The organism is Holdemanella sp. MSK.7.32, assembly GCF_024460475.1.
Lineage (GTDB): Bacteria > Bacillota_I > Bacilli_A > Erysipelotrichales > Erysipelotrichaceae > Holdemanella.
Genome location: NZ_JANFYN010000005.1, coordinates 1 through 26,215, shown reverse-complemented (window position 1 = coordinate 26,215; position 26,215 = coordinate 1). Strand labels below are relative to the sequence as shown.

The following is a 26,215-nucleotide window of genomic DNA, read 5'->3' as shown; positions in this document are numbered from 1 at the left end:
TTAGGATTAATATTACTAATGTTACTAACAGGTTGTACACAAGCACAGCCGGAACTTAGAGAAACTAAAGAAGTTCAAACATCAATCCCTTATTCAGATGAGGAATTGATTGAAAGTGCAAATGATCAAATTGAGGATGAAGCATATTATGTGGATTCAATCACTCAACAGTCGGATACAGAAGTGTGGTTTTCATTAAAGAATAAAGATTTAAACAAACAATATGTCTTTAAATATGAGGGTAATGAATTAATTCCTGATAGATTAGTGGATTAAATGGAGTGTTATATTATGATACCTAAAATACTTAATTTTGAAGAGATGGTTTCTTTATATATTAAGATTTTAAAGAAAACAATAACAGATACAGAACTTGAATTGTTTAAGTATAATTTGGAAATTTCTTGTTGTGTGCCAAATGCTATATTTTTTAAATTAAATAGTGAGGCAAAGAAAATATTTGGTAAAGATGAGTGGAGTAAACTATATAGTCCAGATATTGAAAGAGAATTTCATAGTGGTCCAATAGAAACAAAGAGCTAGAGTCTTTATGATTCTAGTTTTTTTATTGGTGGTGGAATTGAACTGAATGGTTAGTTTTTTTGAAAAACATTCTGCGTTTTATTGACTGAAATTTGTGAAATAATATATAATTTTAACATAGATTAGGGCTATGTTGGTTATGGAGAAACTTATGAATAAAATAATGAAAAGGTTTGGGGCAGTATGTATAAGTATATTTATGGTATTCACGCTGTGTATGCCTTGTTTTGCGGATGAGACACAGAAGACAATTCGTGTGGGATCTTTTGAAGATACATTTAATTATGTGGATGATCATGGTGTTAGGCGTGGTTATGGTTATGAGTTAATGCAGGCTTTGGCTGGGTATACGGGTTGGAAATTTGAGTATGTGAAGTGTGATTGGTCAAACTGTTTTGATAAGCTTGAAAATGGTGAGATTGATATCATGGGTGATATTTCGTATACGGATGATCGTGCTATAGAAATGCTTTATTCTGAGGAAACGATGGGTGAAGAAAATTATGTTTTGTATGCAAATTTATCGGATACGGATATTGTGTCTTCGGATTTTAAGTCTTTGGATGGTAAGCGTATTGGTGTACTTAAAGGTGCTAAGCCTGAATATATGCTTACAGAATGGGAGAATAAGTATGGTATTCATACTGAGCATGTGAATGTAAGTGGTAATGAGGATGTTAAAAAGAAATTAGAGAATAATGAGATTGATTGTTTTGTGTCTTTAGAAGAGTCAATTTGGTCTGAAAGAGGGATTTCTAGTGTAACTACAATTGGAAAGTCTGATATATATTTTGCGATCAATAAAGAGCGTAGTGATATTAAACAAGAATTGGATTATGCGATGCGCCAGTTGGATAGTGATAGTCCTTTTTACAAGGCGGATTTGTATAAAAAATATTTTACTTTGGATTATACGCAGTTTCTTACAGGAAATGAAAAGTCATGGTTAGAAGAGCATGGTGGTATTCGAATTGGTTTTTTAAATAATGATCCTATTGTGTTTTCAATGGACAAAAAGAGTGGAGAGATTCGTGGTACACTGTCTGAATATATTTCGTATGCCAAAGATTGTTTGGGAAATCATACTTTAAAATTTGATATACAGGCTTTTGATGATTATGACAAAATGATTGAAGCTTTACAGAATAAAGAGATTGATGTGATTTATTATGCGAGTCGAAATTCAAATGTTGCCGAAAAGAAGGGGTATGCACTTTCGAATACGGCTTGGACGTATAGTTTAATGGCGGTTACGGAAAAGGAAGATTTTAATGAGAATGATTCATATGTGGTAGCTGTACCAAAAAACAAGGTAGCTTTAAAACAACATATTGCGTATTATTATCCACAATGGAAACTCGTCGATTGTGATACAATCAACGAAGCTGCGAATATGGTTGTACATGGTAAAGTAGATTGTTTTATCAAGGGATCGAGTCAGGTATTGAAATTTGATGGTAATAAGAATTTTAAAATTATTTCTTTGACAAAGACAATGGAGGCTTGTTTTGGGGTTAAAGATGGGCAGGCAACACTATTATCCATATTGAATAAGACGATAAAGGCTATGCCTTCGGATATGTTGACAAGTGCGATTGCAATGTATGATAGTACGGCTTATAAAACGACTTTTTATGGTTTTTTAAAAGATCATTTGGCTGTTGTTCTTATTTTAGGCTTTAGTATTATTATTGTAATTCTTCTACTTTTAAGAAAGGCAAGACGAGCAGAGGCGAGTGCTAAGGAGGCAAATCTTGCCAAAACGCAATTTCTGCATAATGTGTCACATGATATTCGTACGCCTATGAATGCGATTTTGGGCTATTCTGAACTTATGAAGAATGAGTTGAAAGATAATGATTTGTCTAAGGTTGTAGAGCATTTAAATAAACTTCAAAAGGCGGGGAATATTCTTTTATCAATTATTAATAACGTTTTAGATATGGCTCGCATAGAAAGTGGTCATATGGAATTGGATGAAAACTATGCGAATATTGAGGATATAAGACAAAGATTGTTTGAAATGTTTGAGGATGAGGCGAAGAAAAAGAATATTCATGTGAGGTACACGTTTAATGTTGAGCATAAACATGTCATGGCCGATGTGACAAAGGTTGAAGAAATTTTTGTGAATATTTTAAGTAATGCCGTTAAATATACACCTTCGAATGGTTCTGTTGATGTTAATGTAGATGAGCTTTTATGTGATGAGCCTGGATATATGATTGTTCGTACAAGTATTACGGATACAGGTATTGGTATGAGTCAGGAGTATTTGGATAAGATTTTTGAATCTTTTTCAAGAGAAAGAATGACATCCAGTAAAATTAGTGGTACAGGTCTTGGTATGGCCATTGTTAAAAAATATGTGGATCTTCTTGGTGGTACGATTGATGTGAAGAGTGTTCTTGGCAAGGGTAGTACGTTTATTGTCACGTTGAAATATAAAATTGCGGATGAAAAATATTATCTGAATAAACAAGAAGAGAATTGTGAAGTTGATAATGCAATTTTTAATGGTAAACATATTCTTTTGGCTGAGGATAATGATTTAAATGCAGAGATTGCACAAACCATATTAGAGCGTGCAGGACTTTTTGTTGATCGTGTGAAGAATGGTATTGAATGTGTGAATAAGGTCATAGAAAATCCGGTTGGTACATATGATGTCATTTTAATGGATATTCAAATGCCTAAAATGGATGGATATAAAGCTACGTGTGAAATTAGAAACTTACAAGACAAGGCAAAAGCATGCATACCTATAGTAGCAATAACAGCCAATGCGTTTGATGAAGACAAGAAAAAAGCGATAGATGCTGGTATGGATGGTCATATCGCAAAGCCTATCAATATTGAAGATTTGTTTGTGGTATTAACGGATATTATAAACAAACACAAAAGCTAGAGTATATCTCATTCACATTAAGGAATGAAGAAGGTTTATCTTTTGTAGAAGTAAGTCAGGATCGTATGGAGTAACGTACAATAGAAATGCCGAAAATAGATTTAAAAAAACCGCTTGAAGACATTAATGAACAGGAAACGATGATTTAACAAAGTGATAGTAAAATAAAGATGATGATAGAGAGGGATGGGGTGAATCAAATGTTAGAGAAGCATGTAGAAACAAGATCGGATGATTATTGGAAGAAAATAATAGAAGATTTTCAAAAACTGCATGAAAATGAAGAGCGAATGGAACGACAACTTGAACTTGAAGAGATTCAAAGACTAAAAGAAGAAACTCGAAAATTACAAGAAGCCAATAAACAGATTGAAGATGCAAATAGACAAATTGAGCAGATGAACCAAGTAATGAAACAAGGGATTAAAGCGATGCTTGCAAATGGGATGAGTTTAGAGCTTATTTCTAAGTCATTGTCGAAGAGTGAAGATGAAATTATGGAGTTATTGAAATAGTCGTTTTCTAGAATTAAAACAAATGATGTTTTTAAGTACAAAATGAAGTTGATAATTGAGTCGCCTATAATATGGCGGCTTTTTTGTGTATAATTGAATAAATGGAATTTAGGATTATGATTAGTAGAAAAAGAATATTGGGGTTTGCGATTGGTAAAATGTTGCGGCAGGATGGATGGGCTGAGAAATATAATTCTAAGAATCAGTTTAATGTAAATCAATATGATTATTCAACTTGTAAAGAATATGTAAATGTACTAAAAGAGAAGTGGCAAGAATATGAGGATCCTGAATATGAACTTGAAGGGTATGTAGATGTATCTAAATATTCAAATTATGAGGATTATGCTTATGATGTCGATGTGTATAGAACAAGATTGGAGTGGCGTGATGAATGGGATTGTGATAGTGAGTTTGATGTGAATCCATGTGATTTTGAGTATGAAGAACATTATGTTAAGGCTTTAAAAAGGGCATGGAAAAAAGAGTATGATCCTTATGATGAGTTTGAATATATTGATTTAGAATTAATTGATGATGTAAATGAGTATACGGATCGAATAGATGAGTGTCGAGAGTGGAAGGACGAGCATGATTCAAATGATGAATATAATATAGATCCAAGTCAATTTGATGATGAAGAAGAATATGTGGATGAATTAAGAAAGTTATGGAAGCAAAAGTATGATTATTTTAATGAATTTAGTTCCATAGATCCAAGTAATTACATACATGAGGATGCTTATGGTAAAGCAATTGATAATAAGAACAATTGGATGAATAAGTATGATAAGAATAATGCATATAAGCTAGATCCAAGTGATTATGAGTATGAAGAAGGGTATTTAGATGCGTTAAGGTCTTGTTGGCAAGATAAGTATGATCCAAGCTTTAAAACAAATGTTGATGTATCGGATTATGATCATGAAGAAGATTACAGAAATGCACTAGTACTAGATTGGCAAGAGACATATGATCCCAAACATCAATTCAATGGTTTTAAGTTTAATAAATTCACTACGATTGATGATTATTTGGTTGAACTTCATGATCGACTGAATTGGATCAAAGAATGTGATGCAGAAGGCAAGTATTCTAAAATTGATGCATCGAATTATGATAATCTTATTCAGTATAAGCATCAGATCAATTTAAGAAAGGCTTGGAAGAATAAATTTGATCCAAATAATGAACATAAAAATGTTGATCCTTGTGACTATAGTAGTGTAGAAGAGTATCATGAGGCATTAAAGTACACATAATCTGTTACTTTTTAGTTGGTTAGATTACATAGTAACTAAATGGGTGTATAATTTATTCAAGTATCAGAAAAGGGTTGTTTTTATGTTAGTTTATGAAGGATTAAAAAAGGATTTTTTAAATAGTGTTGAGATGGATACCATTGCAGAAGAGATTGAGAGTACAATACTAGAAAAAATGGGTAGGCATACACCTCACAGTGAATTTGAATCGTGGATGAATTCAATGGAATATATGTATAAAGTACTAAATGATGATACTATTCCTGAAAATGCTGGTGTCGCGATTGAGTACAATATTCCTCAAACTGCCAAGCGTGTTGACTTTATGATTTCAGGGTATGACGAACAGAATAAGCCAGGTATGGTTATTATTGAATTAAAGCAGTGGCAAAAACTTGAAAAGGTTGATAATACTGCTTTAGTTAATACTTTTACAGGTCATGCGAATAGAAATGTGGTTCATCCTTCATATCAGGCTTGGTCATATGCACAGTTAATATCAGACTATAATACTTCGGTTCAAAAGGATGATATTGTACTATCACCATGCTCGTACCTTCACAATTATGTTAGAAAAGATAACGATCCTTTAGATGATGACCAGTATTTAGAATTTACTTCAGAAGCACCTGCATTTACTAGAGGTCAAGTTTTTGATTTAAGAGAGTTTATAAAAAAAACTGTTAAGTATGGTGATAATAAAGAAATTCTTTATTTAATTGATCATGGAAAAATCAAGCCATCAAAAAGTTTACAGAATGCGATTGCTTCAATGATTAAGGGAAATCCTGAATTCATTATGATTGATGAACAAAGAGTTGTTTACGAAGAAGTAATTCAGCTTACTGAGCAATGCCAAAAAGATAAAAAGAAACGAACTATAATTTGTGAAGGCGGTCCTGGTACAGGTAAGAGTGTTATTGCGATTCGGTTATTGTCTGAATTAACTCAAAGAGACCAATTTGTACAATACGTATCAAAAAATAGTGCTCCTAGACAGGTATATGCATCAAAATTAAAGGGGACCATTCGAAAAAGTAGTGTAGATAACATGTTTAAAGGATCTGGTTCTTTTACTGACGTAGGAAATAATGCCATTAATACGTTGTTGGTAGATGAAGCACACAGATTAAATGAAAAATCAGGTATGTTTTCTAATTTAGGTGAAAATCAGATTAAAGAGATAATTCACTCGTCTTTGTGCTCAGTATTCTTTATTGATGAAAGTCAACGTGTGACCATGAAGGATATTGGTTCTGTTGATGAGATAAAGAAATGGGCCAATGAAGAAAATTCAGAAGTTTATGAAATGAAGTTGTTATCACAGTTTAGATGTAATGGTTCTAATGGCTATTTAGCATGGATTGATGATGTTTTACAAATTAGAGAAACCGCTAATTTTAATTTAGAAGGAATGGATTATGATATAAGAATATTAGATGATCCTCAAGAAGTTTTGGATTTAGTTATTGAAAAGAATAAGGTAAATAATAAATCAAGACTATTAGCTGGCTATTGTTGGCAATGGCCTTCAAAATACAGAAAAGATACAACTTATCATGATATTAAGATTGGTGATTTTAGTATTAGTTGGAATTTGGAAAATGGTCAAGCTTTTGCGATAAGTGAAAATTCAGTTCATGAAGCAGGATGTATTCATACTACACAAGGGTTGGAGTTTGATTATGTTGGTGTGATTATTGGTGATGATATGCGTTATGAAAACGGGAAGATTATTACTGACTTTACAAAAAGAGCATCAACAGATCAGTCTATAAAGGGCTTAAAAAAATTATATAAAGAAAATAAAGAAGAAGCTTTAAATAGAGCGGATGAAATTATAAAAAATACATATAGAACATTAATGACACGTGGCATGAAAGGTTGTTATGTGTATTGTACAGATAAAAATCTAAGAGACTATATGAAGCAAAGAATTAGTAAATAAACAACCAATAAAGATGCGATAATTAAATAGTTAAAGAAAAGAGTCCATTACAAAATAATTTAAAAATGGAAAATTGAATGTATTCGTAAAGCTAATCTAACAAAGAAGGAGAACTAATCTATGGGATTACGTGATTTACTCATAAATATAAAAACTGAAGTATATTCTGAAATTACATATCATTCAGGAGCAATTAGTTTTTATACAGAAGATGCTAAAGATACAGCAAAAAAATTTGGTAGTGAAATAGTTGATTTAAGTAAAGAAATTGCAGAAGAAGCAGTTGATTTATGTCAAGATGGAATAGGATTGTATTTAGACTATAAAGCAGAAAGATTTGAAAGATTTTTTGAGAATATTGAAATGCTTTTAACAACAGATCCATATGCTCAAGGAAAAAAGAAGGATATAATTTGGCTGCGGAAAGTTATGAAAAAATTTTAAATTTCTACAAAAGATGAATATGAAAAAAATAGAAAATTAAAGAAATATAGTTAAAGAGCTCAAAAAACTCAAAGGGATGAAATAAAGAGGGTTGTTAAAATTAAACAATGCACTCCAAATGATTTAGAAGGTTTTACAGCATTTCCTAAAAATATATCATTGTTAGATATGATTTCATCAAAGAAAGTACGACAATATAGAAAAGGCCAATTAAATGGGTATAGGGAAGCAGAGCGATTATATCAAAATAAACTTAATATTTTGAATATAAAAATGTTTGTGTGAATTTCAAAAGCTACACGGCCAAAATAGATGGTAAAACGATTGATATCAATGCCAAAGAACTAGAAATATTAAAATACCTTTTAGATCATGCAGGTATCGCATTATCTAGAGCACAAATTCTAGATCATGTTTGGAAGGAAAGTGAAGACATTCCTTATGATCGTGTTATTGATGTATATATTAAAGAATTACGTAAGAAACTAGGTTTAGATTGTATTACCACCATTCGTAATGTGGGCTACAAATTGGAGAAAGCATGAAAAAATTAAAGATATTTCCTAAAATATGCATACAAACATTCAGCATCATCGCAATTATTGTCTTGTTTATCCATCTCTTTGTATATTTGATTTTTCCTAGAACCTATTTGGATGTAAGAAAAGAAGAAATTTATACTAAGGCCAATGAAATTACGGAAAACTTAAATGGCAAATCTGAAGACTATATTGAACAAGCTTTAGATTTCTATTCCAACACCAATGAAATCAAAGCGTTTATTAAAAAGAATACTACATCGAATGAAGTTGAAATCAAGAAAGATTTAAATGTCGACTTAAAGAGTTCTAATAACTCTTTGATTATTGAAGAAAGACAATTAAAGCTGGATACTGGTGTAGAAATTAGGCTTCAATTTGTTTCAACAGCTGACATGCAAAGCCAAGCTAAAAATCTAAGTCTACAATTTCTTCCTTACTCCTTAATTATATCCCTATGCTTTTCAGCCATTGTCTCTTTGGTGTATGCCAAATCCATTAAAAATCATGTAGTTGAAATCAAAAGTGTAACCGATCAAATGATGGCATTAGAAAAGAAGGCTCGTCTAGAAATTGATTCGAGTGATGAAATTGGGCAGTTGAAGGCGCAAATCAATGATTTGTATGAAACACTTCTTGATTCGATTTCCAATCTTGAATTTAAAAATAAAGAGATTCTAAGATTAGAGAAAATAAAATACGATTTCTTTAAAGGGGCCAGCCACGAATTAAAAACGCCTTTGGCAAGTCTTAAAATTATCTTAGAAAATATGAAATACAATGTGGGAAAATATAAAAATAGAGATGTTTATATTGATGACTGTATTGATTTAGTCGATCATTTAACAAAGAATATCCAACAAATTTTATCGGTATATTCCATAGAAAATCTAAAAGACGATGAAGAAGTGGTTCAAATCAAAGATATCTTGTCTAGTGTACTTGAAAAATATGATGTATTGATTCACCAAAAGGAATTAAGAATTCAAAATGATGTAAAAGATGAAACAATGTATATTGGCAAGACAGCTCTAAATATCATTTTGTCTAATCTTATTAGTAATGCGATCAATTATACGCATGAAAAGGGTATGATTCAAATTGGAATCGAACAAGGCTATTTCTTTATTCAAAACAAACAAGATTCAACCCAACCTAAAGGAAATGGTCTAGGTTTATATATTGTTCGTAATCTATTAGATAACTATAAAATGAAATATGAAACGATTGAAGGAGAAAAATTTATCTTCAAGATTAAATTGAAGTAACAGCTCTTTTAAATTTGTTGGATTTCACCTTATACTAACATAAAATGTAAGTTAGAGGTGAAAACATACTAATTATGTATGAGATATTAAAATAATTACTGCTTCAATCTCTCAAAAAAAAATAAAGTGGTAAAACTCATTTTGTTTGAGTAATTACCACTTTTTTTAGTCTAACATTTCTAGATAGTTCACATTTACATATTGACTATATAATGGCTCATCATGGATCATGGCATTTTGAAAGAATTGATCGACATCTTCATAGTTTTTATCATCCATCGATATATAGAATAAATCATCCTCGTATTTGGCTTCGATAATATAATCTTCTCCATTGATTTCTAAGGCGAGTTTACAAGGCTTTTGTAGAACATAATATAAGTCAAATAGATCCATATAGTCCGAATCAAATTGAATCAAAGAATATAAGTCGAGTACGATATGTTTAATGATTGTTAGATCACCAAAGAAGTCCGAATAGATCAATCTTTGCGACTGGAATTCCTTCGCAATCAATAATAATTGAATGGCTTGATCTTCGTTGCCTTCTTCTACATAGATCTTTGCAAGCCTAGAATAGACTTCGGGAACAGGATCAAACGTATTCGTTGCTCCTTGTAGTAAAGGATATAAACTCTTAATGATTTGTACATACTTGGGATAATCTTTTTGTACATAATAGCCATTCTTATACATATCCGCCAATTTATAGGCTGCCACAATATTTCCTTGATCACTCGCAAGTTTATAGTAGTGAAAGGCCTTCTCATAATCGGGTTGTCCCACGCGTCCATAATAGTAAATGTAGCCTAAACATTCATAGGCATCAACATAGTTTAATTTAGCGGCCATTAAATAATAGTCTTCCGCAAGATCAAACTGTTTTTGTCCATAATACCAGCCACCCAGTTCCACCATATATTCTGGATTGTTTGTTTCTTGAATTAAAAATTCTAGGGCATTTATAAATTGGATATCATCTTCGTATTGGGGATGCACCAAATCATAATAATCATCTAGAACTTGTTTTGCACTTTCGATTGTGAATGCCATACTATCTAAACCTTCTTTATTTTCTTATATTCGATTTCAAAAATTGGAATAAAAGGTTTGTTGATCTCTTTATTCCGTGATTTCTTGCTTAAGAAACCCTCCAACATCTCTTTCATACCATTTTCAGTTAATTCATCCTCCACACAATAATATTTTGGAGAATATTGCCAAATTGAATAATTATCATTATACATTTCTTCTAGCCTTGCACAATAGGGGCGCTTGCGATAATTAAATAAATATACAATTTCTTCATCTGTGTTGATATCCCTTAATATGGTTCCTAGTGGATAATAATTGTAGTATTGTACATTTCTAGAAACGTAAACATCTTCTTTTAGTTTCAACACTTCTTTGTTTTCTTTCTTTAACTGTTTATTCACATAACGATTCACATTCGTGTTAAAAATATATTTTAAACTATGTGGATTCGGCTCGATTTTTCTTTCTATATCTGTATTGATGAATAGATTTAAACCTTTTAATTCGATATCACCATTTGTATTTGAACACACATATCCATATATTTTATCGCCTTGAATTTTTGATAAAAAGTAAAGGGAAGTATTATATTCCACTATATCTCCTATTTCAAATGTAAATTCAATGTTTTCAAATAAATCAATATGATGTACATCACTATTTTTCAATAATTGAATCTTTCTTTGGATTTGAATCAAATCTTTGCTTGAGACTTGTTTTAAAATTCCTTTGATATTCTGGATGGGAATTCGATACACATTGTTTAAATATAGATAGGAATCGCTAAAAGCACCAGTTTCCTTATCTTTATGTCCATCTTTTAAAGTATATTGAATCTTTGGATTCTTTTTCTTTGTGCTTCCGGCATACCCATATAAATAGTCTTTATCTTTTTTGATGATCAAATAGGGTCGAATACGATGGGGGTGATTGATATCCACTAAATTGTCTTCGCAAACGGGCATACGACAAAAGACAAGATATCCAGGCTGAATGGTTTGAAATAATTCGTATTGTTCATCCAAATAATTGGTAGATTTTGCGACATACGTTTGTTTCATCTTTTTTGGCGGATTTAAATCCTTCTTTTGTTTCATCTTTTTTGGTGGATTTAAATATTTCTTTTGTTTGATTTCAATTGGTTTTTCACGATGAAATAATCGTTTAAGAAATTCTATGATTCGCATACTTCTTCCTCTTAGGTATAATTCTAACACATAGGTTCAAATTTTTTCGATATCATACTATAATAATTATAACAATCTTAAGGAGAAATAAAAATATTGCCAAAGCATTCGTTTTGGCTTCTCATTGGATTGAAAAAAGGGTGCGATGAATCCCTTTGAAGATATATAAAGGAGGAGTTTTTTTGGTGCGATTATTGGAAAACGCAAATCGTTATAGTAAAGAAAAGGTTTTTGATTGTTATAAAAGAACATGTCAAAACGATTATTGGGACTATGATTCCATGACAAGAAAAGAAATGTTAGAACGCATGATTGAAACTTATACCCCTGAGTATTTAGTTTCTATTTGCACAACATGGGAATTAAAGGCATTAAGAAGATTATTACGCAACCAAGACTTAGAAGACGATCGTTATCGTTTTGAAAAACATGCATTAAGCTCTAAGTTTTTATATTTTGATAAAGAATTACCTGAAGAATTCAAAAAGAATGTCAAATTAGCTGTTAAAGATATTGATTTAGATTATAAGGCAGAAAAAGATGAACCAAGCCTGGTCATTCTTGGAATTATACGTGCTTTTGGCATCATTGAACCATCTTTGATTCAAGCCGTATGTAGTGCTTGTGCATACGATTATAAAGCCATTATTGAGGGGGAACTCTTCAATTTCTGGGCGTATTTAAAAGAAGATTATGAATTAATTGATCATAGTTTAGCCAATGAATATGTATATTGGGATTATAAAGATCTATTGTATAACATTCGCAATTGTCGTGTTGAACGCGAAAGATTCGAACCAAAATTCTTAGATCGAGACAGCTACATTTCTATTTTTTATCATGGTTTTGATGCGACAAATCCAGATATTAAAAAATTCTTTACGGCTGTTAAAAAAGAAGTGCAGGACATCACAAAGTTTAAAGATGAATTGTTCAACAATTTGCTTCGTGGTACTGTGAATGAAGAAAAGATCGATTTAATTCCATTCTTTAATGGATTCTCCGATTCTTTGACAAAGCGCTATCGCAAAGCTGTTGTACAAATTTCATTACCAAATTATTATGGGCTTAGTATGAAAGGCTATAAAGAAGCACATGAGCATGTATCTTTTAATGATAAGCTTCGTGCTCTAAATGAGAAACAAACGTATGCTTATTTAGATCAAAAAGATACACGCCTATTCTATAAGTTATACTTTAGCGTCTTAGATTATGTGAATGCTTTGGAACAAATTATCCCAAATAAGAAAATTGATCCCAATAATTATATTGAACCCGATGAATTGGTCAATCTCATTGAGGTGTTCTGGAAAGAAAAAGATCGTTTTATTGATGACTATGTTCAAAAGAATCCTTTAAATCTAACATATCGTAATTTGAATATTATAAAAGATTTTAAATATGGCATGCGCAAAAACTTTTTATTGGCTGTCTATGAAAAGAACTATACGGTATTAAATGATGAAGGAATCAACTATATGGTCAAGGGTTTAAATGAAAACTTAGATAAATTTATTCCGGCAGAAAAAACGCCTATGTTGATTCAAACCGCTATTATGCCATTTAATGGGATGATCATCTATGATGGTTTTATTTCAACGGCCGATATGCAGCTTAGCCAGGAACTCGTTTCAAAGGCATTTGAAGATTATAGTTACGGACAAAAGATTTATTCGTTGTTGCCAAAAAATATGAATTAAAAGGAGTATTATGAGCTCATTAATACAAGAAATCAATCATTATCCAAAAGAATCTGTGTACAATCATTTTTTTCGGATTTGTTTTCCGGATGATGTGTTTTATGAAAAAATTACTCGTAAACAAATTGTTGAGCTAATTATTCAACAATATACACCAGAAAATATTGTAGATGTTTGTACAGTAAAAGAACTAAAACTTTTAAAACGAATTGTTGAAAACAATTATAAAGAAGTGGATGTTCATAGTATGCCATTTGAAAAAGTGGCGCTTTATCGAAAATATTTATTATTTGAAAATGAAATTCCAGATGAGCTGAAGGAAAGTGTTATAGAAGCTTTAAAATTTGTGGATTTTGATCAAAAAGAAAAACAAGATGAACCTTTACTTTGTTTAATTGGATTTATTCGCAGTTGTGGAGTTATTGATCCCATGGTTGTTCAAAGGCAAGCACAAAAGTATGGCTTGGATCTTAGAAATTTGGAAACCAATCCATTGTTTAATTTCTGGACATACTATACATTTGATTATTTGATGCCAGATGATACTTATGGAGAAGCTATATTATATTATGATTCAATTCCATATATGGATGTGATCGCAAATACGCGTCTAGATTACGAATTGATGGCTCCTGTGTTTTTAAAACCAGAAAGCTATATGTCTATTTTCTATAATGGGTATGATGATACGGATCCAGATGTTCATGCGTTATTTGATCATTTTAAAAAGAGTGAAGATGCATTTGATTTTCTAAAAATGCAACGCATTCTTGAATGTATTGAATCATGTCGTATGACCGAACGTTTGATTCCGTTTTTTCCAAAATTAGAACAATTCGATCCGAAAACAAAAGAATTATTCGAAAAAGCTATATATAAAATGCCGATGCCATATTTAACAGGCATGACACTGCAGCGTTATCCGTCAAAATGAAAAGGTAGAAATCTTAAAACTTGATTTCTACCTTTTTCTAATAGTTTTAATTGTTGTTTACCACAATCTTACCTGATTGAATGACTCTATTAATTTTTCTTACGTTTGAAATGTTTTCTAATGGATTTTCATTTAGACAAACTAAATCCGCCTGTTTACCAACTTCAATCGAACCATAGTCCTTTTCAACTCCAACACATCTGGCGGAATTGATCGTGGCCATCTTTAAGATATCCATGTTTGAAATATCAAGTCGAGCCAAAAGTTCCATTTCATAAGCTGTATTTGAATGGTAATTAAATGGCGTTCCTGCATCTGTACCTAATGCAATCGGAATCCCTTTTTCATAAGCTTTCTTAACACTTTCAACATGGGCATCCTTGACTTTTAATGTCTTATCCACCATATATTGGGCTACACCATTTTCTACACCCTTATCGATAATGCATTGGGGAGCACAAAGGGTAGGAACTAAGAATGTGCTTTGTTCTTTCATACGTTCAAGACATTCATCATCTAAAAAACAACCATGTTCTATAGAGTCAATACCTGCATATAAGGCGTTTTTAATACCCTGCAAGCCTTGGGCATGCGTAGCCGTTTTTCTTCCTGCTTTATGGGCTTCTTCAATCATGACCTTCATTTCATCTACAGTAAACTGAGCATTGCCAGGCTCAACCCCTTTGGTCATAACACCGCCTGTCGCCATTATTTTAATTAAGTCTACGCCGCTTCTTAGCTGAGTACGAACGGCTTTTAAACATGCATCTTTTCCATCGGCTTCAATGCCTTCTTGCCATCCATGACCACCTGTCATGCAAATGACTTTACCGGCACAATACATATGAGGTCCTTCAATCACATGATTTTCAATAGCTTCTTTAATTTGAAGGTCATAGTTTTCTTCCGTACCCACAACACGAATAAAAGTAACGCCGGATTCTAGATATTCTTTGCAGTGTTTTTGGGCATAGAAAGCTTTTTCCATCAAGGTAAATTCTTTATTTGCGCCAAAACCAACTGGATACATAATATGGACGTGACAATTAAAGAATCCTGGAGTAACCACATTTTCATGAATGACATCTTCATTTATTTCATGATACTCTTCAATTTGAATAATTTTGTCATCTTCAATAATGATTAACTGATCTTTTTTTGGAGCATCACTTATGCCATCAATTAATGTTTGGGCATGAATATAGAGTTTTGTCACTTAACAATCACTCCATCCTTGATGACTTTATCAATTTTACGAACATTTGAAATATCATCCAATGGATTTTCTGCAAGACAAACTAGATCGGCATGTTTACCGACTTCTAAAGTTCCATATTCATCTAAAACACCTAAACAATCGGCTGAATTGTGAGTCGCAATTTTTAAAATGTCCATACGATCTACACCGTATTTTTCCATTAATTCCATTTCATAGGCAGTGTTGTTGTGGTAGTTGAATGGGGTACCACCATCTGTACCTAGGGCAATCTTTAATCCTTGGGCATAGGCCGCTTTAAAACTTTTGACGTGTGCATCCTTTACATAAATGGCTTTTTTGACCATGTAGTCAGCAATACCTGCTTCAATACCATTTTCTACAATACATTGAGGAGCAACTAAAGTAGGAACTAAATAAGTACCGTGTTCTTTCATAAAATCCAAGCATTCTTGATCTAAGAAGATTCCGTGTTCGATTGAATCAATACCGGCATATAGAGCATTTTTGATGCCTTGTGTTCCTTGGGCATGGGTAGCTGTTTTTCTTCCAGCTTTATGGGCTTCTTCAATAATGACAGCCATTTCTTCTTGTGTTAATTGAGCACTTCCTGGCTCAACCCCTTTGGTCATAACTCCACCTGTAGCCATGATTTTAATTATATCGACACCTTCTTTAAGAAGGGTACGAGCTGCTTTTCGACATTCATCCTTGCCATCGGCTTCGATTCCATCTTGCCAACCATGACCGCCTGTCATACAGATGCATCTTCCAGCACACAACATATGTGGTCCTTGAATGAGTCCAGAATCGATACAGTCACGAATCTGCATATCATAATCGTTGGCAGTACCTAAAACACGGATAAAAGTAACTCCTGAATACAGATAGTCTTCACAGTGTTTTTGCGTATAGAATGCTTTTTCCATCAAACTAAATTTTTTATCGGTCCCAAAGCCGACCGGTTCCATAATGTGAACGTGGCAGTTAAAAAAGCCAGGGGTAACGACGTTGGCATGAATGACTTCTTCATTTGTTTCATGATATTCTTCAATGGAAACAATTTTTCCATCTTCAATTGAAATCAATTGATCTTTCTTTGGTGTATCACTCACACCATCAATCATTATTTTTGCGTGTACGACTAATTTACTCATAATAAAACTCCTTTTTAAGTGATTATGAACCTTGAAAGAGAAATATGCAAGTGGTTTCAGAAAATAAATGTAAAAAAGAGGGAATCCTTGGATTCCCTACAACATAGATTTAAATAAAATGTCGTTATAGTCTGGTAAAGGCCAGTCTTCTTTAGAAACATTGGTTTCAATCACATCCGTCAATTGGCGAATCGTTTCCATCAATGGAAGTAATTCATCGGCCGCAAAACGAGCCGCTTGTTTTTCTGTTGTGGTTTCTTTGTTGATCAAAACTTCTAATGTATCTAAGTGATTGGATACTAATTCTAAAGGCGTATTGATGTTTTTTAAGATTTTAACTTCTAATGGAGCATCAATTCCACTTGATTTCTTTGTTTGAATGATTTGAGCCAATTTAGCTTCATAACTAAAGATAGCAGGTAAGATTTGTTTTCTTAACATATAAGCCATTGTCTTAGCTTCAATTTGAACCACTTGGTAGTAGTTTGTGAGTAGGATACTTTCACGAGCATGCAATTCACTAGCTGAATATACATTGTGTTTTTCAAATAATTGTAGGTTCTTTGGATCTGTATAGTGAGGAAGTGCATCCGCTGTTGTCTTAAGCTCTAATAAACCACGTTTTTGTGCTTCCTTTTTCCATTCATCGGAATATCCATTTCCAGAGAAAATGATACGCTTATGATTCTTTAATGTCTTTTGAATCAACGCGATTAAGGCTTTTGTCATATCTTCTTGTTTAACACATTCCAATTCATCCGCAAACTGTGTTAATTCTTCGGCTACGATTGTATTTAAAATAGTGTTTGGACAAGAAATGTTTAAGTTGGATCCAAGCATTCTGAATTCGAATTTATTACCTGTAAATGCGAATGGAGAAGTACGGTTACGGTCTGTAGAATCTTTTGCGATTGGAGGAAGGGTAGAAACACCAAGTTCCAATTTACGATCGATTGTATCTACATATTCATTTCCAGCTTCAATGGCTTCAAGAATGGCTGTTAATTCTTCACCTAAATAGATAGAGATAATAGCGGGTGGAGCTTCATCTGCACCTAAACGGTGGTCATTTCCTGCACTGGCAACAGAGATTCTTAATAAATCCTGGTATTCGTCTACACCTTTGATGATGGCAGCTAGAACGGTTAAGAAACGAATATTGTCTTTTGGAGAATCACCAGGTTCTAAAATGTTTTCTCCTTCTTCTGTACAGAAAGACCAGTTGTTGTGTTTACCACTACCATTGACACCATCAAATGGTTTTTCATGTAGTAAGCATACCAATCCATGATGAGAAGCTACTTTTTGTAGAACTTCCATAGTCAATTGGTTTTGGTCATTCGCAATATTTGTTGATGTAAATACAGGCGCCAATTCAAACTGACATGGAGCTACTTCTTTGTGTTCGGTCTTGGCATAAACACCTAATTTCCAAAGTTCTTCATCGACTTCTTCCATATAAGCTTTTACTCGTTCAGACAAACTACCAAAGTAGTGATCATCTAATTCTTGGCCTTTTACGGGAGCCGCACCAAATAATGTTCTTCCTGTTACTAATAAGTCTAGACGTTCTTTGAACATTTCTTCATCAATCAAGAAATATTCTTGTTCTGGACCAACCGTTGTTTTGATTTTATGAATGTTGTAACCCATAATGTTCAATAAACGAACAGCAGCTTTGTTTAAGGTATCATTACTTCTTAATAACGGTGTTTTCTTATCCAAAGCACTACCATCGTAAGAACAGAATAAAGTTGGAATATATAAAGTCTTTTCTTTGACAAAAGCTAGAGAAGTTGGATCCCATGCGGTATATCCTCTGGCTTCGAATGTGGCACGCAATCCTCCACTTGGAAAACTTGAGGCATCAGGTTCACCTTTGATTAATTCTTTTCCTCTAAAATCTGAAATAACAGATGTTGGCCCTGTTGGATTGATAAACGCATCATGCTTTTCAGCCGTAATACCTGTCATTGGTTGGAACCAGTGCGTATAGTGAGTTGCACCCTTATCCATAGCCCAGTCTTTCATGGCGTTTGCGACGACATCTGCGATTTCTTTAGGAAGTTCCTTTCCTTTTTCCATCACATCCATCATTTGTTTGTAGACGGCATGAGGCAAGTATCTTTGCATAGCAGATGTACTGAATACGTCACATCCAAAATATTCATCGACAATTTTCATTTTTCTAGTATCCTCCTGTCGCGTATATAATATCATTATTTTCACAAATGTTTTGAGAAAATTTTCTTTTTTTCAAAAAAACTCTAATTTTTTTCGTATATAAGTATGTAGGAAAACTCCTACTAGAAAAGAGGTGCGTATGAGATACGCCAATTTATTAAATGATTTTGCCTTTAAGTATGTTTTTGCGAAGACTGCAAAGAGGCTAACACTGAGTTTTAAACAAATAGAGTGGATGCTGCAGAAAAACAGATTAAAGCTATGATACTTTGTCTTTCTAGTTCAATGGATAAAAAGTTTTTGGTTTCCGTATTAAATATGTTTGTCCATAAAATTAAAAAGTATATATAAAAAAGAAAAGTCACTATTTGTGACTTTCTCTGTTTTCTAGACTGGCCTTAACTAAACCCACAAATAATGGGTGTGGACGGTTTGGCCTAGATTTAAATTCAGGATGATATTGTACACCAATGTAGAATGGGTGATTCTTATACTCAATAGCTTCAACCAATTGTTTATCCGGACTTGTTCCGACAATCATCATATCGTTACGTTCAAATTCAGAACGATATTCATTGTTGAATTCATAACGATGACGATGTCTTTCATCAATCATATCTTTTTTGTAGCAAGACCAAATATTTGTATCAGCTCTTAATGAACATGGATAAGATCCTAAACGCATGGTTCCGCCTTTACGAATATCATTACTTTGATCTTCCATGAAATCAATGATTGTATGTTTACTTTGTGGATCAAATTCAAAAGAGTTGGCATCCTTTAAACCTAATGCACTGCGGGCAAAGGCAATGGCTGCAATCTGCATACCTAAACAGATACCTAAATAAGGAATTTGTTTTTGTCTTGCGTAAGTGGCTACACTGATCATACCTTCAATACCACGATCGCCAAAACCACCTGGCAAGATGATTCCATCTGTATCTTTAAAGACTTCATCTAAGTTGGCATTTTCTAAGCCTTCCGAATCAATCCATTGAATATTGACTTTGGCATGATTTTCAAAACCACCATGATACAAGGCTTCACTGACAGATAAATAGGCATCGTGTAAGGCAACGTATTTACCAACTAAGGCAATATTTACAGGTTTGGTGCTTGCTTTAATGTTATCGACAACTTGTTGCCATTCACTTAAATCTGGCTTACGTATTTCAAGGCCTGTCTTTTCACAGACAATATCTGCAAGATTTTGTTCTTCTAACATAAATGGTACTTCATATAGAGAAGGAAGTGTCTTGTTTTGGATGACACAACGTTTTTCAACATTACAGAATAATGAAATTTTGTCTAATACAGACTGAGGAATCGTTTCATCACAACGCGCTACAATGATATCTGGATTGATGCCATAAGATTGTAATTCTTTTACGGAATGTTGAGTTGGTTTTGATTTATATTCCTGTGAACCCGAAATATAAGGGATGTAAGTGACATGGATGAACAGACAGTTTTTACGACCAACCTCTAAGGCAACCTGACGAATAGATTCTAGAAATGGCAAGCTTTCAATATCGCCAGTCGTACCACCAATCTCGGTAATTACGACATCGGCAGCCGCATGTTCTCCTGCACGAATTACGAAACTCTTGATTTCATTGGTAATATGAGGAATAACTTGAACGGTTTCACCAAGATATTTTCCATCACGCTCTTTATTAATGACATTCCAATAGACACGTCCAGTGGTAAGGTTGGAATACGTATGGAGGTTTTCATCAATAAAACGCTCATAATGACCTAGATCCAGGTCGGCTTCTAATCCATCATCTGTGACATATACTTCACCATGTTGAAAAGGAGACATTGTTCCGGGATCCACATTGATATAGGGATCGAGCTTTTGACTTGTTACCTTGTAGCCACGGGACTTTAAAAGGCGGCCAAGACTGGCTGCACTGATACCTTTACCCAGGCCAGAAACAACACCTCCTGTTACGAAAATGTACTTTGTACTCATTTGTTTCACCTCTACTTTTTTCTTTTAACTCGTGAATTTTACACCTATGAAAAAAAGATGTAAATAAAAAATTTAAAAAAATGATTTTAAATGTAAAAGATAGTATAATAAATTCGATTTGAGGTGGTTTTGATGGACCTACATGAAAAAGAAAAAATGTACCAAAGACTCATTATTTTTACCTTATTAATTGGTATGGTTATCTATTATTTTGAAAAAATCATTGGTTTTTTGGCATGGATTGGGGCCATGTGTCTGCCATTTTTATTTGGTGCAGGGCTTGCCTTTGTGTTTAACATTATATCGAACAATCTCATGCGCTATTTAATTAAATGGTTTGATATAAAAGATACAAAAATTAAAAGAGTCCTATCCAACATTTTAGCCATCTTCATTGTGCTTGCCGTATTTGCCGCCTTTGTCGGTATTGTCATACCTAAGATTCTATTTTCGATTCAATTGTTGATGTCAAACTTCCCACAGATGATTTATGAATTCTACATATGGCTTTTAGATATCACAAAACATGTAGATGTAGTGCACAACTTTTTACAACACTTAGATATCAATGCCTTTAGTACATTTGCGATTGATAATGTGAGTAAAAAAATCAGTTCCTGGCTTGTTTCTGGAGGAGCCAATGATATATTTGGATCCATTTTTATGATTTTATCCACTACATTTTCTTGGTTTGCGCAAGCCTTTATCGCAATCGTATTCTCGTTTCTATTGTTGTTTAATAAAAAACAAGTGGTTCGTGAAACAAAATCTTTATTAAAGGCCTATCTTCCAGAAAAGGATTATGAAAAAACACGCCACGTATTAAAGCTGATCATTCGTATTTTTACAAGTTATGTAGGCGGAACTTGTTTGGAATGCTTGATTTTAGCCAGTTTAGTTACTGCAGGATCTTTGATCATGAAGATTCCATATGCATTTTTAATAGGTCTAGTCGTAGGTATTGGAGCTCTTGTGCCAATGTTTGGCGCCTTGGTTGCCGCTCTATTATGTACTTTCTTTATTGCGATAACATCTCCTGTACAAGGATTTACATTCATTATTATGTTTATCTGTATTCAACAAGTTGAAGGAAACTTTATCTATCCGCACGTAGTTGGTAAGTCTGTAGGCTTTCCACCTATGTATATCATTGTGGCCATCACCATTGGAGCCAATGTAGCAGGTATTATTGGAATCATCATTTTTATTCCAATTTGTTCGTGCATCTATCAGCTGGTAAGCGAAGATGTGTTAACTAGACTTCAAAAAGTGAAAGAAGTATCCGATTAATTTGACATAAATGATGTCTATATAAGATGTATCCTTTGAGTATAGAAAGAAGGGTACAATATGAACGCAGAAAAAAGATTAGCTATGGATTTATTAGATGCTGTATGGAAAGAAGATGTACAAGGAGTAGAAAACTGCCTAGAACTTGGAGCAAGTCCAAGTTGGGTATTTAATGGATATCCTATCTTGATGCATGCCATCAGCATTGGAAATGAAGAAATTGTAAATATTTTAATTGATGCCGGAGCCATTCAGAAACAAGAAGCTTTAGGCTTTGCGCTTGAAAGAGGGATTGGTCAAATGATACGTCCACTGGTATTTCGTGGTATTGTTCCTAAACATTTTGAACCAAAAAAAGGCTTTGGCTACTATCCCCAAAGATTTTGCAGCACGCACTAAAAGGAGATAAAAAAATGAATCGAACAAATCTATGCATTCGCATGTTACAACTATTAAAGGCAAGAGGGAAAATGAACACAACACAGCTTGCGACAGAACTTGAAGTTAATCCACGTAACATTCGTGAATTTAAAAAAGAGCTTGTACTAGCTGGATATAATGTAGAAGAAGTAAAGGGACGTTATGGAGGATACATCTTAAATGATGAATACGATCTTCCTGTCACTATTTTTAGTGACGAACAAAAGGATGCTTTGGTGCAATCCTATAAGTTTATGCGTACACAAAAAGACTTTAAACCCCTTCCGCTATATTGTGATGCGATGGATAAGATTATTTCGACAAGCAAGATTTCATCCAACGATTCCTTACACTATATGTCCAATTCTATGGAATTAGACGAAAAGATCTCCCACATGATTGATAAGACGCAACAAGCCATGAACCATGGTCTTTGCGTTCTTTTGTCGTACCAGTCTTTACAGGATGAAGCCCCTAAACAATTTGAGGTTGAACCCTATGAAATCATTCACTACCATAAGTCGTATTATTTAATTGGTTTTTCTTTATTAAGAAAAGACTATCGCATGTACCGTTTTAGTTCGCAACGTATGTTTTCATGTGAAATTTCATCGAGACACTTTATTCGTGACAATCACTTTCATTTAAGCAACTACATCGGAGAACATTCTTTGATTCCTTTAGATTTAAAACTTGTGAAAGTGAGAGTCTACCATGAAAATAATGGGCTTCGCTTATTTAAAGAAAAATATTGGGGCAATAAACTACAAGCCATTAATAAACAAGAAGCGTACACAGACTTTGAATTCTATACAGACGACATGTCAAACTTGTATCAGTCCTTGTTTTCTATGAGTGATCAAATGGAGATTTTAAATCCTGAAGATGTAAAAATTGCTTATTTGTCTCGTGTTCAAAAAATATTAAATGCGTATAGGGATGAAAAGAATTAAAAATTGAAGTACAATAGATATGGTGAATTTTTTATGTTACATGTATCAGATTTAATGCGTGAAATGAAATGTGACTGTTTTTGTTGGAACAGCGCCCACAATTCACTTCACCAGGAAAGTTTTTATAAAATGGATTGTCCATTTTCCGATCTATGGCGAAATTATTTAAATGCGAATGAATGTGGCTTAGGTCATTCCATGGATTCAAACGAACAATCTTTAAAATTATTAGAAGAAAACGAAGTTGTATGCTTTGCACGCTTTGAATATAAGGAGTGTCGTACAAAGATTCCGTATCTTAAAAAATTAGAGAATGGATATATGGCCGTGTACCCACATTTGAGTGCATATCCCAAAGAAAATGAAGCGTTGGTCATGAAGGTCAATCAAATTATTTTGGCACATTGTGATGTTCGTGTGGTTGAAAATCGCATTGTCTATTTAAACAAAGAATATGTTCGTCAGGATGCGTTGGATTTAAATGAACTCTTATGTATCAGCGATAAGCTATTCAATAAGCGCAACCATTTGTCTAAAACAATTGCCGAATGTATGGATGAAGTGGATGTGGATTTGGATGGTTGGATTGAAAGAACAAAAGAAATTTTAAATCGACCAAGTGTTATGCCAGTACGCACAAAACAATGTACAGCTTTAAGAAGGTGCAACTACTATTCTGTATGTTTTGATGAATCTAATGAACCAGACGACTCGATTTTATTCTTTACAACCAATCAACATAAGCTGGATGCGTATGAACGTGGTATTCGTCATATTCATGAGTTGCCATTGAATCAAATTGAAGGATTCCGTCTTCAATATGCGCAATATATGGCTAGTAAAACGCAAAAACCATTTATGGATCGTGCCGCTTTACAGGTGTGGATGAAACAAATCAAATATCCAATTTCGTATTTGGATTTTGAATGGGATACCTTTGCCATACCACCCTATAAGAATATGAAGCCTTTTGACGTACTGTGTTTTCAATATAGTCTTCATGTAGAAACTTCGGATGGAAATTTAACCCATTATAACTTCTTTGAATCCAAAGATTGCCGTCGTCATTTTGTTGAACAATTGATCAAAGACCTTCCTAAAACGGGAACGATTCTTGTTTATAATATGGAGGGAGCTGAAAAGCTGAGATTGAAACAATTAGCGAGTCAATTTGAAGAATATAGGGAAGAATTAGAGTCGATTTGTTCAAGAATGGTGGATTTATCAAAACCATTTGAGGCAGGACTCTACTACAATTCAAAAATGCGTGGTCATTATTCATTGAAGAGTATATTGCCTGTATTCTCAAAAGATGTTTCTTATCATGATTTGGATATTCAAAATGGTTTAAATGCTGTATTTGCGTATCGTACATATGATGAGAAGGACGAAAAAGAGAAAAAAGAAGTAAAAGAAGCCATTTCAACATATTGTCAGATGGATACTTATGCAGAATATGTTGTATATCATGGCTTGATCAAGGAGGTAGAAAAAGATGCCTAATATTATTACTCATACTTTATTTGCACAGGAAATCTTTGATAAGGTGGATGAAAATACGCATGATTTATTTGAACCTAGACTTCACTTATTGGAAATTGGTTCGAATGGACCTGACTTTTTATTCTTTCATGGTATGAATCCAAAAGATTTCTTTAAAAAGAGTGATTTACGTGTTTCAGGAAATATGTTTCATGCGGGTCATGTGAATGAATTTTATCAAAAAGCTTTGATTTCCATTCGCAATGAAGCGGATGAAGAAATAAAAAAAGATATGATCACTTATGTTTGTGGGCATTTATGTCACTGGGCATTAGATGCGACAAGCCATCCATATGTGTTTTATCGCACGGGAACTTGCAAAGGCAAGAGTGCGTGGTATCACCATCGTTTTGAATCGTTGATGGATGCGATCATGTTGAAAGTGAAAAAAGAATGTACGATTGAAGATTTTAAATTCTATGAAATCAGTGATGCATCGAAAGAAGAAGCTCGTGCCATTGCACGTATCTATGTGCCTGCAATCCGTCAGATTCTAGGTTTTGAAATCAAGCCTCATCAAATCATGGAAAGCTTGAAGGATTGGCACTTTATTGAATCCTTATTCTATGATGCTTCTGGAGATAAGCTAAAGGCACTTCAAACATTAGAGACTTTCACCAAAGCCTACAATTCATTGTCTGGATATATCGTACCGAATGAGCCAGATGATCCATATGATGTGATGAATTTATTACATACTCGTTGGGTACATCCAAGTGATGATACGTTGGTTTCAACAGAAAGTTTCTTCGACTTATACGATAAAGCCCAGCTTCTTGCGATGGAGGCAATTCGCTTATTCTTAGCGGCATGTGAGAATCCTGATTTAGATGATGATTTATTAAATTTAATTAAAGATCGAAACTATAATTTGGGTACAAATGATCATAAGGAAATGATAAATTTTGATTTAATTTACGAAAAGTAACTGGAAGGGTTTACAAGTTTTGCGATTAGGCGTATTATAAGGGTGGTAAGAGAAAGAAAGTATGGCTCACCTTTCGACTCAATATCCATCTTGTGTGTATATATCCTTCCTTAAAACACATAAGAAATTACTTTATCGATCCTTTCGATGAGAGAAAGCACTTCGGTGCTTTTTTTCTTTTTCTTGACAATTTTTTTGCGTGATATAAAACCTGACTTTAGAGGCTGAATAGTAAAAAATGGTGCAACACTCGATATTTGATTA

The 26,215-nt window shown here is 33.4% G+C and carries 21 protein-coding genes and 1 pseudogene; 16 read left to right on the top strand and 6 right to left on the bottom strand.

Features of this window, described 5'->3' with window-relative positions; genetic code table 11:
- Positions 1-18 precede the first annotated feature (18 nt).
- The 9 genes and pseudogenes from NE544_RS02050 (at position 19) to NE544_RS02010 (ending at position 9,427) form a co-directional block, all read left to right on the top strand.
- The gene (locus NE544_RS02050; RefSeq protein WP_256268147.1) at positions 19-276 is read left to right on the top strand and encodes a hypothetical protein; all 258 of its coding nucleotides are present in this window, start codon (positions 19-21) and stop codon (positions 274-276) included.
- Between the two features lie 15 nt (positions 277-291).
- Positions 292-543 (top strand): hypothetical protein, encoded by a 252-nt coding sequence (locus NE544_RS02045; RefSeq protein WP_256268146.1) that lies wholly within the window; start codon positions 292-294, stop codon positions 541-543.
- A 151-nt stretch (positions 544-694) separates the two neighbouring features.
- On the top strand, positions 695-3,451 hold the full coding sequence (locus NE544_RS02040; protein WP_256268145.1) for a transporter substrate-binding domain-containing protein: 2,757 nt from the start codon (positions 695-697) through the stop codon (positions 3,449-3,451).
- Between the two features lie 200 nt (positions 3,452-3,651).
- Positions 3,652-3,966, top strand: a complete 315-nt coding sequence (locus tag NE544_RS02035; protein ID WP_256268144.1) for a hypothetical protein — start codon at positions 3,652-3,654, stop codon at positions 3,964-3,966.
- A 116-nt stretch (positions 3,967-4,082) separates the two neighbouring features.
- Positions 4,083-5,228, top strand: coding sequence for a hypothetical protein (locus tag NE544_RS02030; protein WP_256268143.1), 1,146 nt, complete (start codon positions 4,083-4,085; stop codon positions 5,226-5,228).
- 82 nt (positions 5,229-5,310) lie between these two features.
- Positions 5,311-7,176: a DUF2075 domain-containing protein gene (locus tag NE544_RS02025; RefSeq protein WP_256268142.1), complete on the top strand. Its 1,866-nt coding sequence runs from the start codon at positions 5,311-5,313 to the stop codon at positions 7,174-7,176.
- A 120-nt stretch (positions 7,177-7,296) separates the two neighbouring features.
- On the top strand, positions 7,297-7,620 hold the full coding sequence (locus NE544_RS02020) for a hypothetical protein (protein ID WP_256268141.1): 324 nt from the start codon (positions 7,297-7,299) through the stop codon (positions 7,618-7,620).
- A gap of 260 nt (positions 7,621-7,880) precedes the next feature.
- A pseudogene (locus NE544_RS02015) lies at positions 7,881-8,165 on the top strand (winged helix-turn-helix domain-containing protein); the annotation flags it as partial.
- The gene (locus tag NE544_RS02010) at positions 8,162-9,427 is read left to right on the top strand and encodes a HAMP domain-containing sensor histidine kinase (RefSeq protein ID WP_256268140.1); all 1,266 of its coding nucleotides are present in this window, start codon (positions 8,162-8,164) and stop codon (positions 9,425-9,427) included. The pseudogene NE544_RS02015 and the gene NE544_RS02010, both read left to right, overlap by 4 nt.
- A 165-nt stretch (positions 9,428-9,592) precedes the next feature.
- Here NE544_RS02010 and NE544_RS02005 read toward each other — a convergent pair whose 3' ends face one another.
- Both NE544_RS02005 and NE544_RS02000 read right to left on the bottom strand, forming a co-directional pair.
- The gene (locus NE544_RS02005) at positions 9,593-10,480 is read right to left on the bottom strand and encodes a tetratricopeptide repeat protein (RefSeq protein WP_256268139.1); all 888 of its coding nucleotides are present in this window, start codon (positions 10,478-10,480) and stop codon (positions 9,593-9,595) included.
- Between the two features lie 5 nt (positions 10,481-10,485).
- Positions 10,486-11,649 carry a hypothetical protein gene (locus tag NE544_RS02000; RefSeq protein ID WP_256268138.1) on the bottom strand — a complete coding sequence of 388 codons (1,164 nt, stop codon included), beginning with the start codon at positions 11,647-11,649 and terminating at the stop codon, positions 10,486-10,488.
- Between the two features lie 185 nt (positions 11,650-11,834).
- Between NE544_RS02000 and NE544_RS01995 the strand changes: the two genes are divergently transcribed.
- Together NE544_RS01995 and NE544_RS01990 are read left to right on the top strand one after the other, a co-directional pair.
- A complete protein-coding gene (locus tag NE544_RS01995) occupies positions 11,835-13,349 on the top strand; it encodes a hypothetical protein (RefSeq protein WP_256268137.1) in 1,515 nt (504 codons plus the stop codon).
- 10 nt (positions 13,350-13,359) lie between these two features.
- A complete protein-coding gene (locus tag NE544_RS01990) occupies positions 13,360-14,283 on the top strand; it encodes a hypothetical protein (protein WP_256268136.1) in 924 nt (307 codons plus the stop codon).
- Positions 14,284-14,329: 46 nt separating this feature from the next.
- Here the strand turns inward: NE544_RS01990 and NE544_RS01985 are convergent, their stop codons facing one another.
- The 4 genes from NE544_RS01985 to NE544_RS01970 all read right to left on the bottom strand — a co-directional run bounded on the left by NE544_RS01985 (position 14,330) and on the right by NE544_RS01970 (position 20,818).
- Positions 14,330-15,499: an amidohydrolase family protein gene (locus NE544_RS01985; RefSeq protein WP_256268135.1), complete on the bottom strand. Its 1,170-nt coding sequence runs from the start codon at positions 15,497-15,499 to the stop codon at positions 14,330-14,332.
- Positions 15,496-16,656 carry an amidohydrolase family protein gene (locus tag NE544_RS01980; RefSeq protein WP_256268134.1) on the bottom strand — a complete coding sequence of 387 codons (1,161 nt, stop codon included), beginning with the start codon at positions 16,654-16,656 and terminating at the stop codon, positions 15,496-15,498. The genes NE544_RS01985 and NE544_RS01980 overlap by 4 nt, the downstream gene beginning before the upstream one ends.
- A 96-nt stretch (positions 16,657-16,752) precedes the next feature.
- Positions 16,753-18,840, bottom strand: coding sequence for a glutamine synthetase III (locus tag NE544_RS01975; protein WP_256268133.1), 2,088 nt, complete (start codon positions 18,838-18,840; stop codon positions 16,753-16,755).
- A gap of 364 nt (positions 18,841-19,204) precedes the next feature.
- Entirely contained in the window at positions 19,205-20,818 is a 1,614-nt protein-coding gene (locus NE544_RS01970) for a CTP synthase (protein ID WP_227992576.1), read from the bottom strand.
- Between the two features lie 132 nt (positions 20,819-20,950).
- On the opposite strand from NE544_RS01970, the gene NE544_RS01965 reads away from it, so the two are divergent.
- The 5 genes from NE544_RS01965 to NE544_RS01945 are packed head-to-tail and all read left to right on the top strand — an operon-like array spanning position 20,951 to position 25,951.
- A complete protein-coding gene (locus NE544_RS01965) occupies positions 20,951-22,108 on the top strand; it encodes an AI-2E family transporter (RefSeq protein WP_256268132.1) in 1,158 nt (385 codons plus the stop codon).
- A 60-nt stretch (positions 22,109-22,168) separates the two neighbouring features.
- A complete protein-coding gene (locus tag NE544_RS01960) occupies positions 22,169-22,507 on the top strand; it encodes an ankyrin repeat domain-containing protein (protein ID WP_117924810.1) in 339 nt (112 codons plus the stop codon).
- Between the two features lie 14 nt (positions 22,508-22,521).
- A complete protein-coding gene (locus tag NE544_RS01955) occupies positions 22,522-23,481 on the top strand; it encodes a YafY family protein (RefSeq protein WP_154556349.1) in 960 nt (319 codons plus the stop codon).
- Between the two features lie 33 nt (positions 23,482-23,514).
- On the top strand, positions 23,515-24,984 hold the full coding sequence (locus NE544_RS01950) for a DUF2779 domain-containing protein (protein ID WP_256268131.1): 1,470 nt from the start codon (positions 23,515-23,517) through the stop codon (positions 24,982-24,984).
- Entirely contained in the window at positions 24,977-25,951 is a 975-nt protein-coding gene (locus NE544_RS01945; RefSeq protein ID WP_256268130.1) for a zinc dependent phospholipase C family protein, read from the top strand. Before NE544_RS01950 ends, NE544_RS01945 begins: the two co-directional genes overlap by 8 nt.
- The last annotated feature ends 264 nt before the right edge of the window (positions 25,952-26,215 follow it).

Excerpts from the sequence above, each read along its gene's own strand:
- NE544_RS02035 (WP_256268144.1), top strand. The coding sequence starts at position 3,652 with ATGTTAGAGAAGCATGTAGAAACAAGATCGGATGATTATTGGAAGAAA.
- NE544_RS01960 (WP_117924810.1), top strand. The coding sequence starts at position 22,169 with ATGAACGCAGAAAAAAGATTAGCTATGGATTTATTAGATGCTGTATGG.
- NE544_RS01975 (WP_256268133.1), bottom strand. The coding sequence starts at position 18,840 with ATGAAAATTGTCGATGAATATTTTGGATGTGACGTATTCAGTACATCT.
- NE544_RS02020 (WP_256268141.1), top strand. The coding sequence starts at position 7,297 with ATGGGATTACGTGATTTACTCATAAATATAAAAACTGAAGTATATTCT.
- NE544_RS02010 (WP_256268140.1), top strand. The coding sequence starts at position 8,162 with ATGAAAAAATTAAAGATATTTCCTAAAATATGCATACAAACATTCAGC.
- NE544_RS02030 (WP_256268143.1), top strand. The coding sequence starts at position 4,083 with ATGATTAGTAGAAAAAGAATATTGGGGTTTGCGATTGGTAAAATGTTG.
- NE544_RS02040 (WP_256268145.1), top strand. The coding sequence starts at position 695 with ATGAATAAAATAATGAAAAGGTTTGGGGCAGTATGTATAAGTATATTT.
- NE544_RS02050 (WP_256268147.1), top strand. The coding sequence starts at position 19 with ATGTTACTAACAGGTTGTACACAAGCACAGCCGGAACTTAGAGAAACT.
- NE544_RS01955 (WP_154556349.1), top strand. The coding sequence starts at position 22,522 with ATGAATCGAACAAATCTATGCATTCGCATGTTACAACTATTAAAGGCA.
- NE544_RS02005 (WP_256268139.1), bottom strand. The coding sequence starts at position 10,480 with ATGGCATTCACAATCGAAAGTGCAAAACAAGTTCTAGATGATTATTAT.
- NE544_RS01965 (WP_256268132.1), top strand. The coding sequence starts at position 20,951 with ATGGACCTACATGAAAAAGAAAAAATGTACCAAAGACTCATTATTTTT.
- NE544_RS02025 (WP_256268142.1), top strand. The coding sequence starts at position 5,311 with ATGTTAGTTTATGAAGGATTAAAAAAGGATTTTTTAAATAGTGTTGAG.
- NE544_RS02045 (WP_256268146.1), top strand. The coding sequence starts at position 292 with ATGATACCTAAAATACTTAATTTTGAAGAGATGGTTTCTTTATATATT.
- NE544_RS01970 (WP_227992576.1), bottom strand. The coding sequence starts at position 20,818 with ATGAGTACAAAGTACATTTTCGTAACAGGAGGTGTTGTTTCTGGCCTG.
- NE544_RS01980 (WP_256268134.1), bottom strand. The coding sequence starts at position 16,656 with ATGAGTAAATTAGTCGTACACGCAAAAATAATGATTGATGGTGTGAGT.
- NE544_RS01990 (WP_256268136.1), top strand. The coding sequence starts at position 13,360 with ATGAGCTCATTAATACAAGAAATCAATCATTATCCAAAAGAATCTGTG.
- NE544_RS01945 (WP_256268130.1), top strand. The coding sequence starts at position 24,977 with ATGCCTAATATTATTACTCATACTTTATTTGCACAGGAAATCTTTGAT.
- NE544_RS01950 (WP_256268131.1), top strand. The coding sequence starts at position 23,515 with ATGTTACATGTATCAGATTTAATGCGTGAAATGAAATGTGACTGTTTT.
- NE544_RS02000 (WP_256268138.1), bottom strand. The coding sequence starts at position 11,649 with ATGCGAATCATAGAATTTCTTAAACGATTATTTCATCGTGAAAAACCA.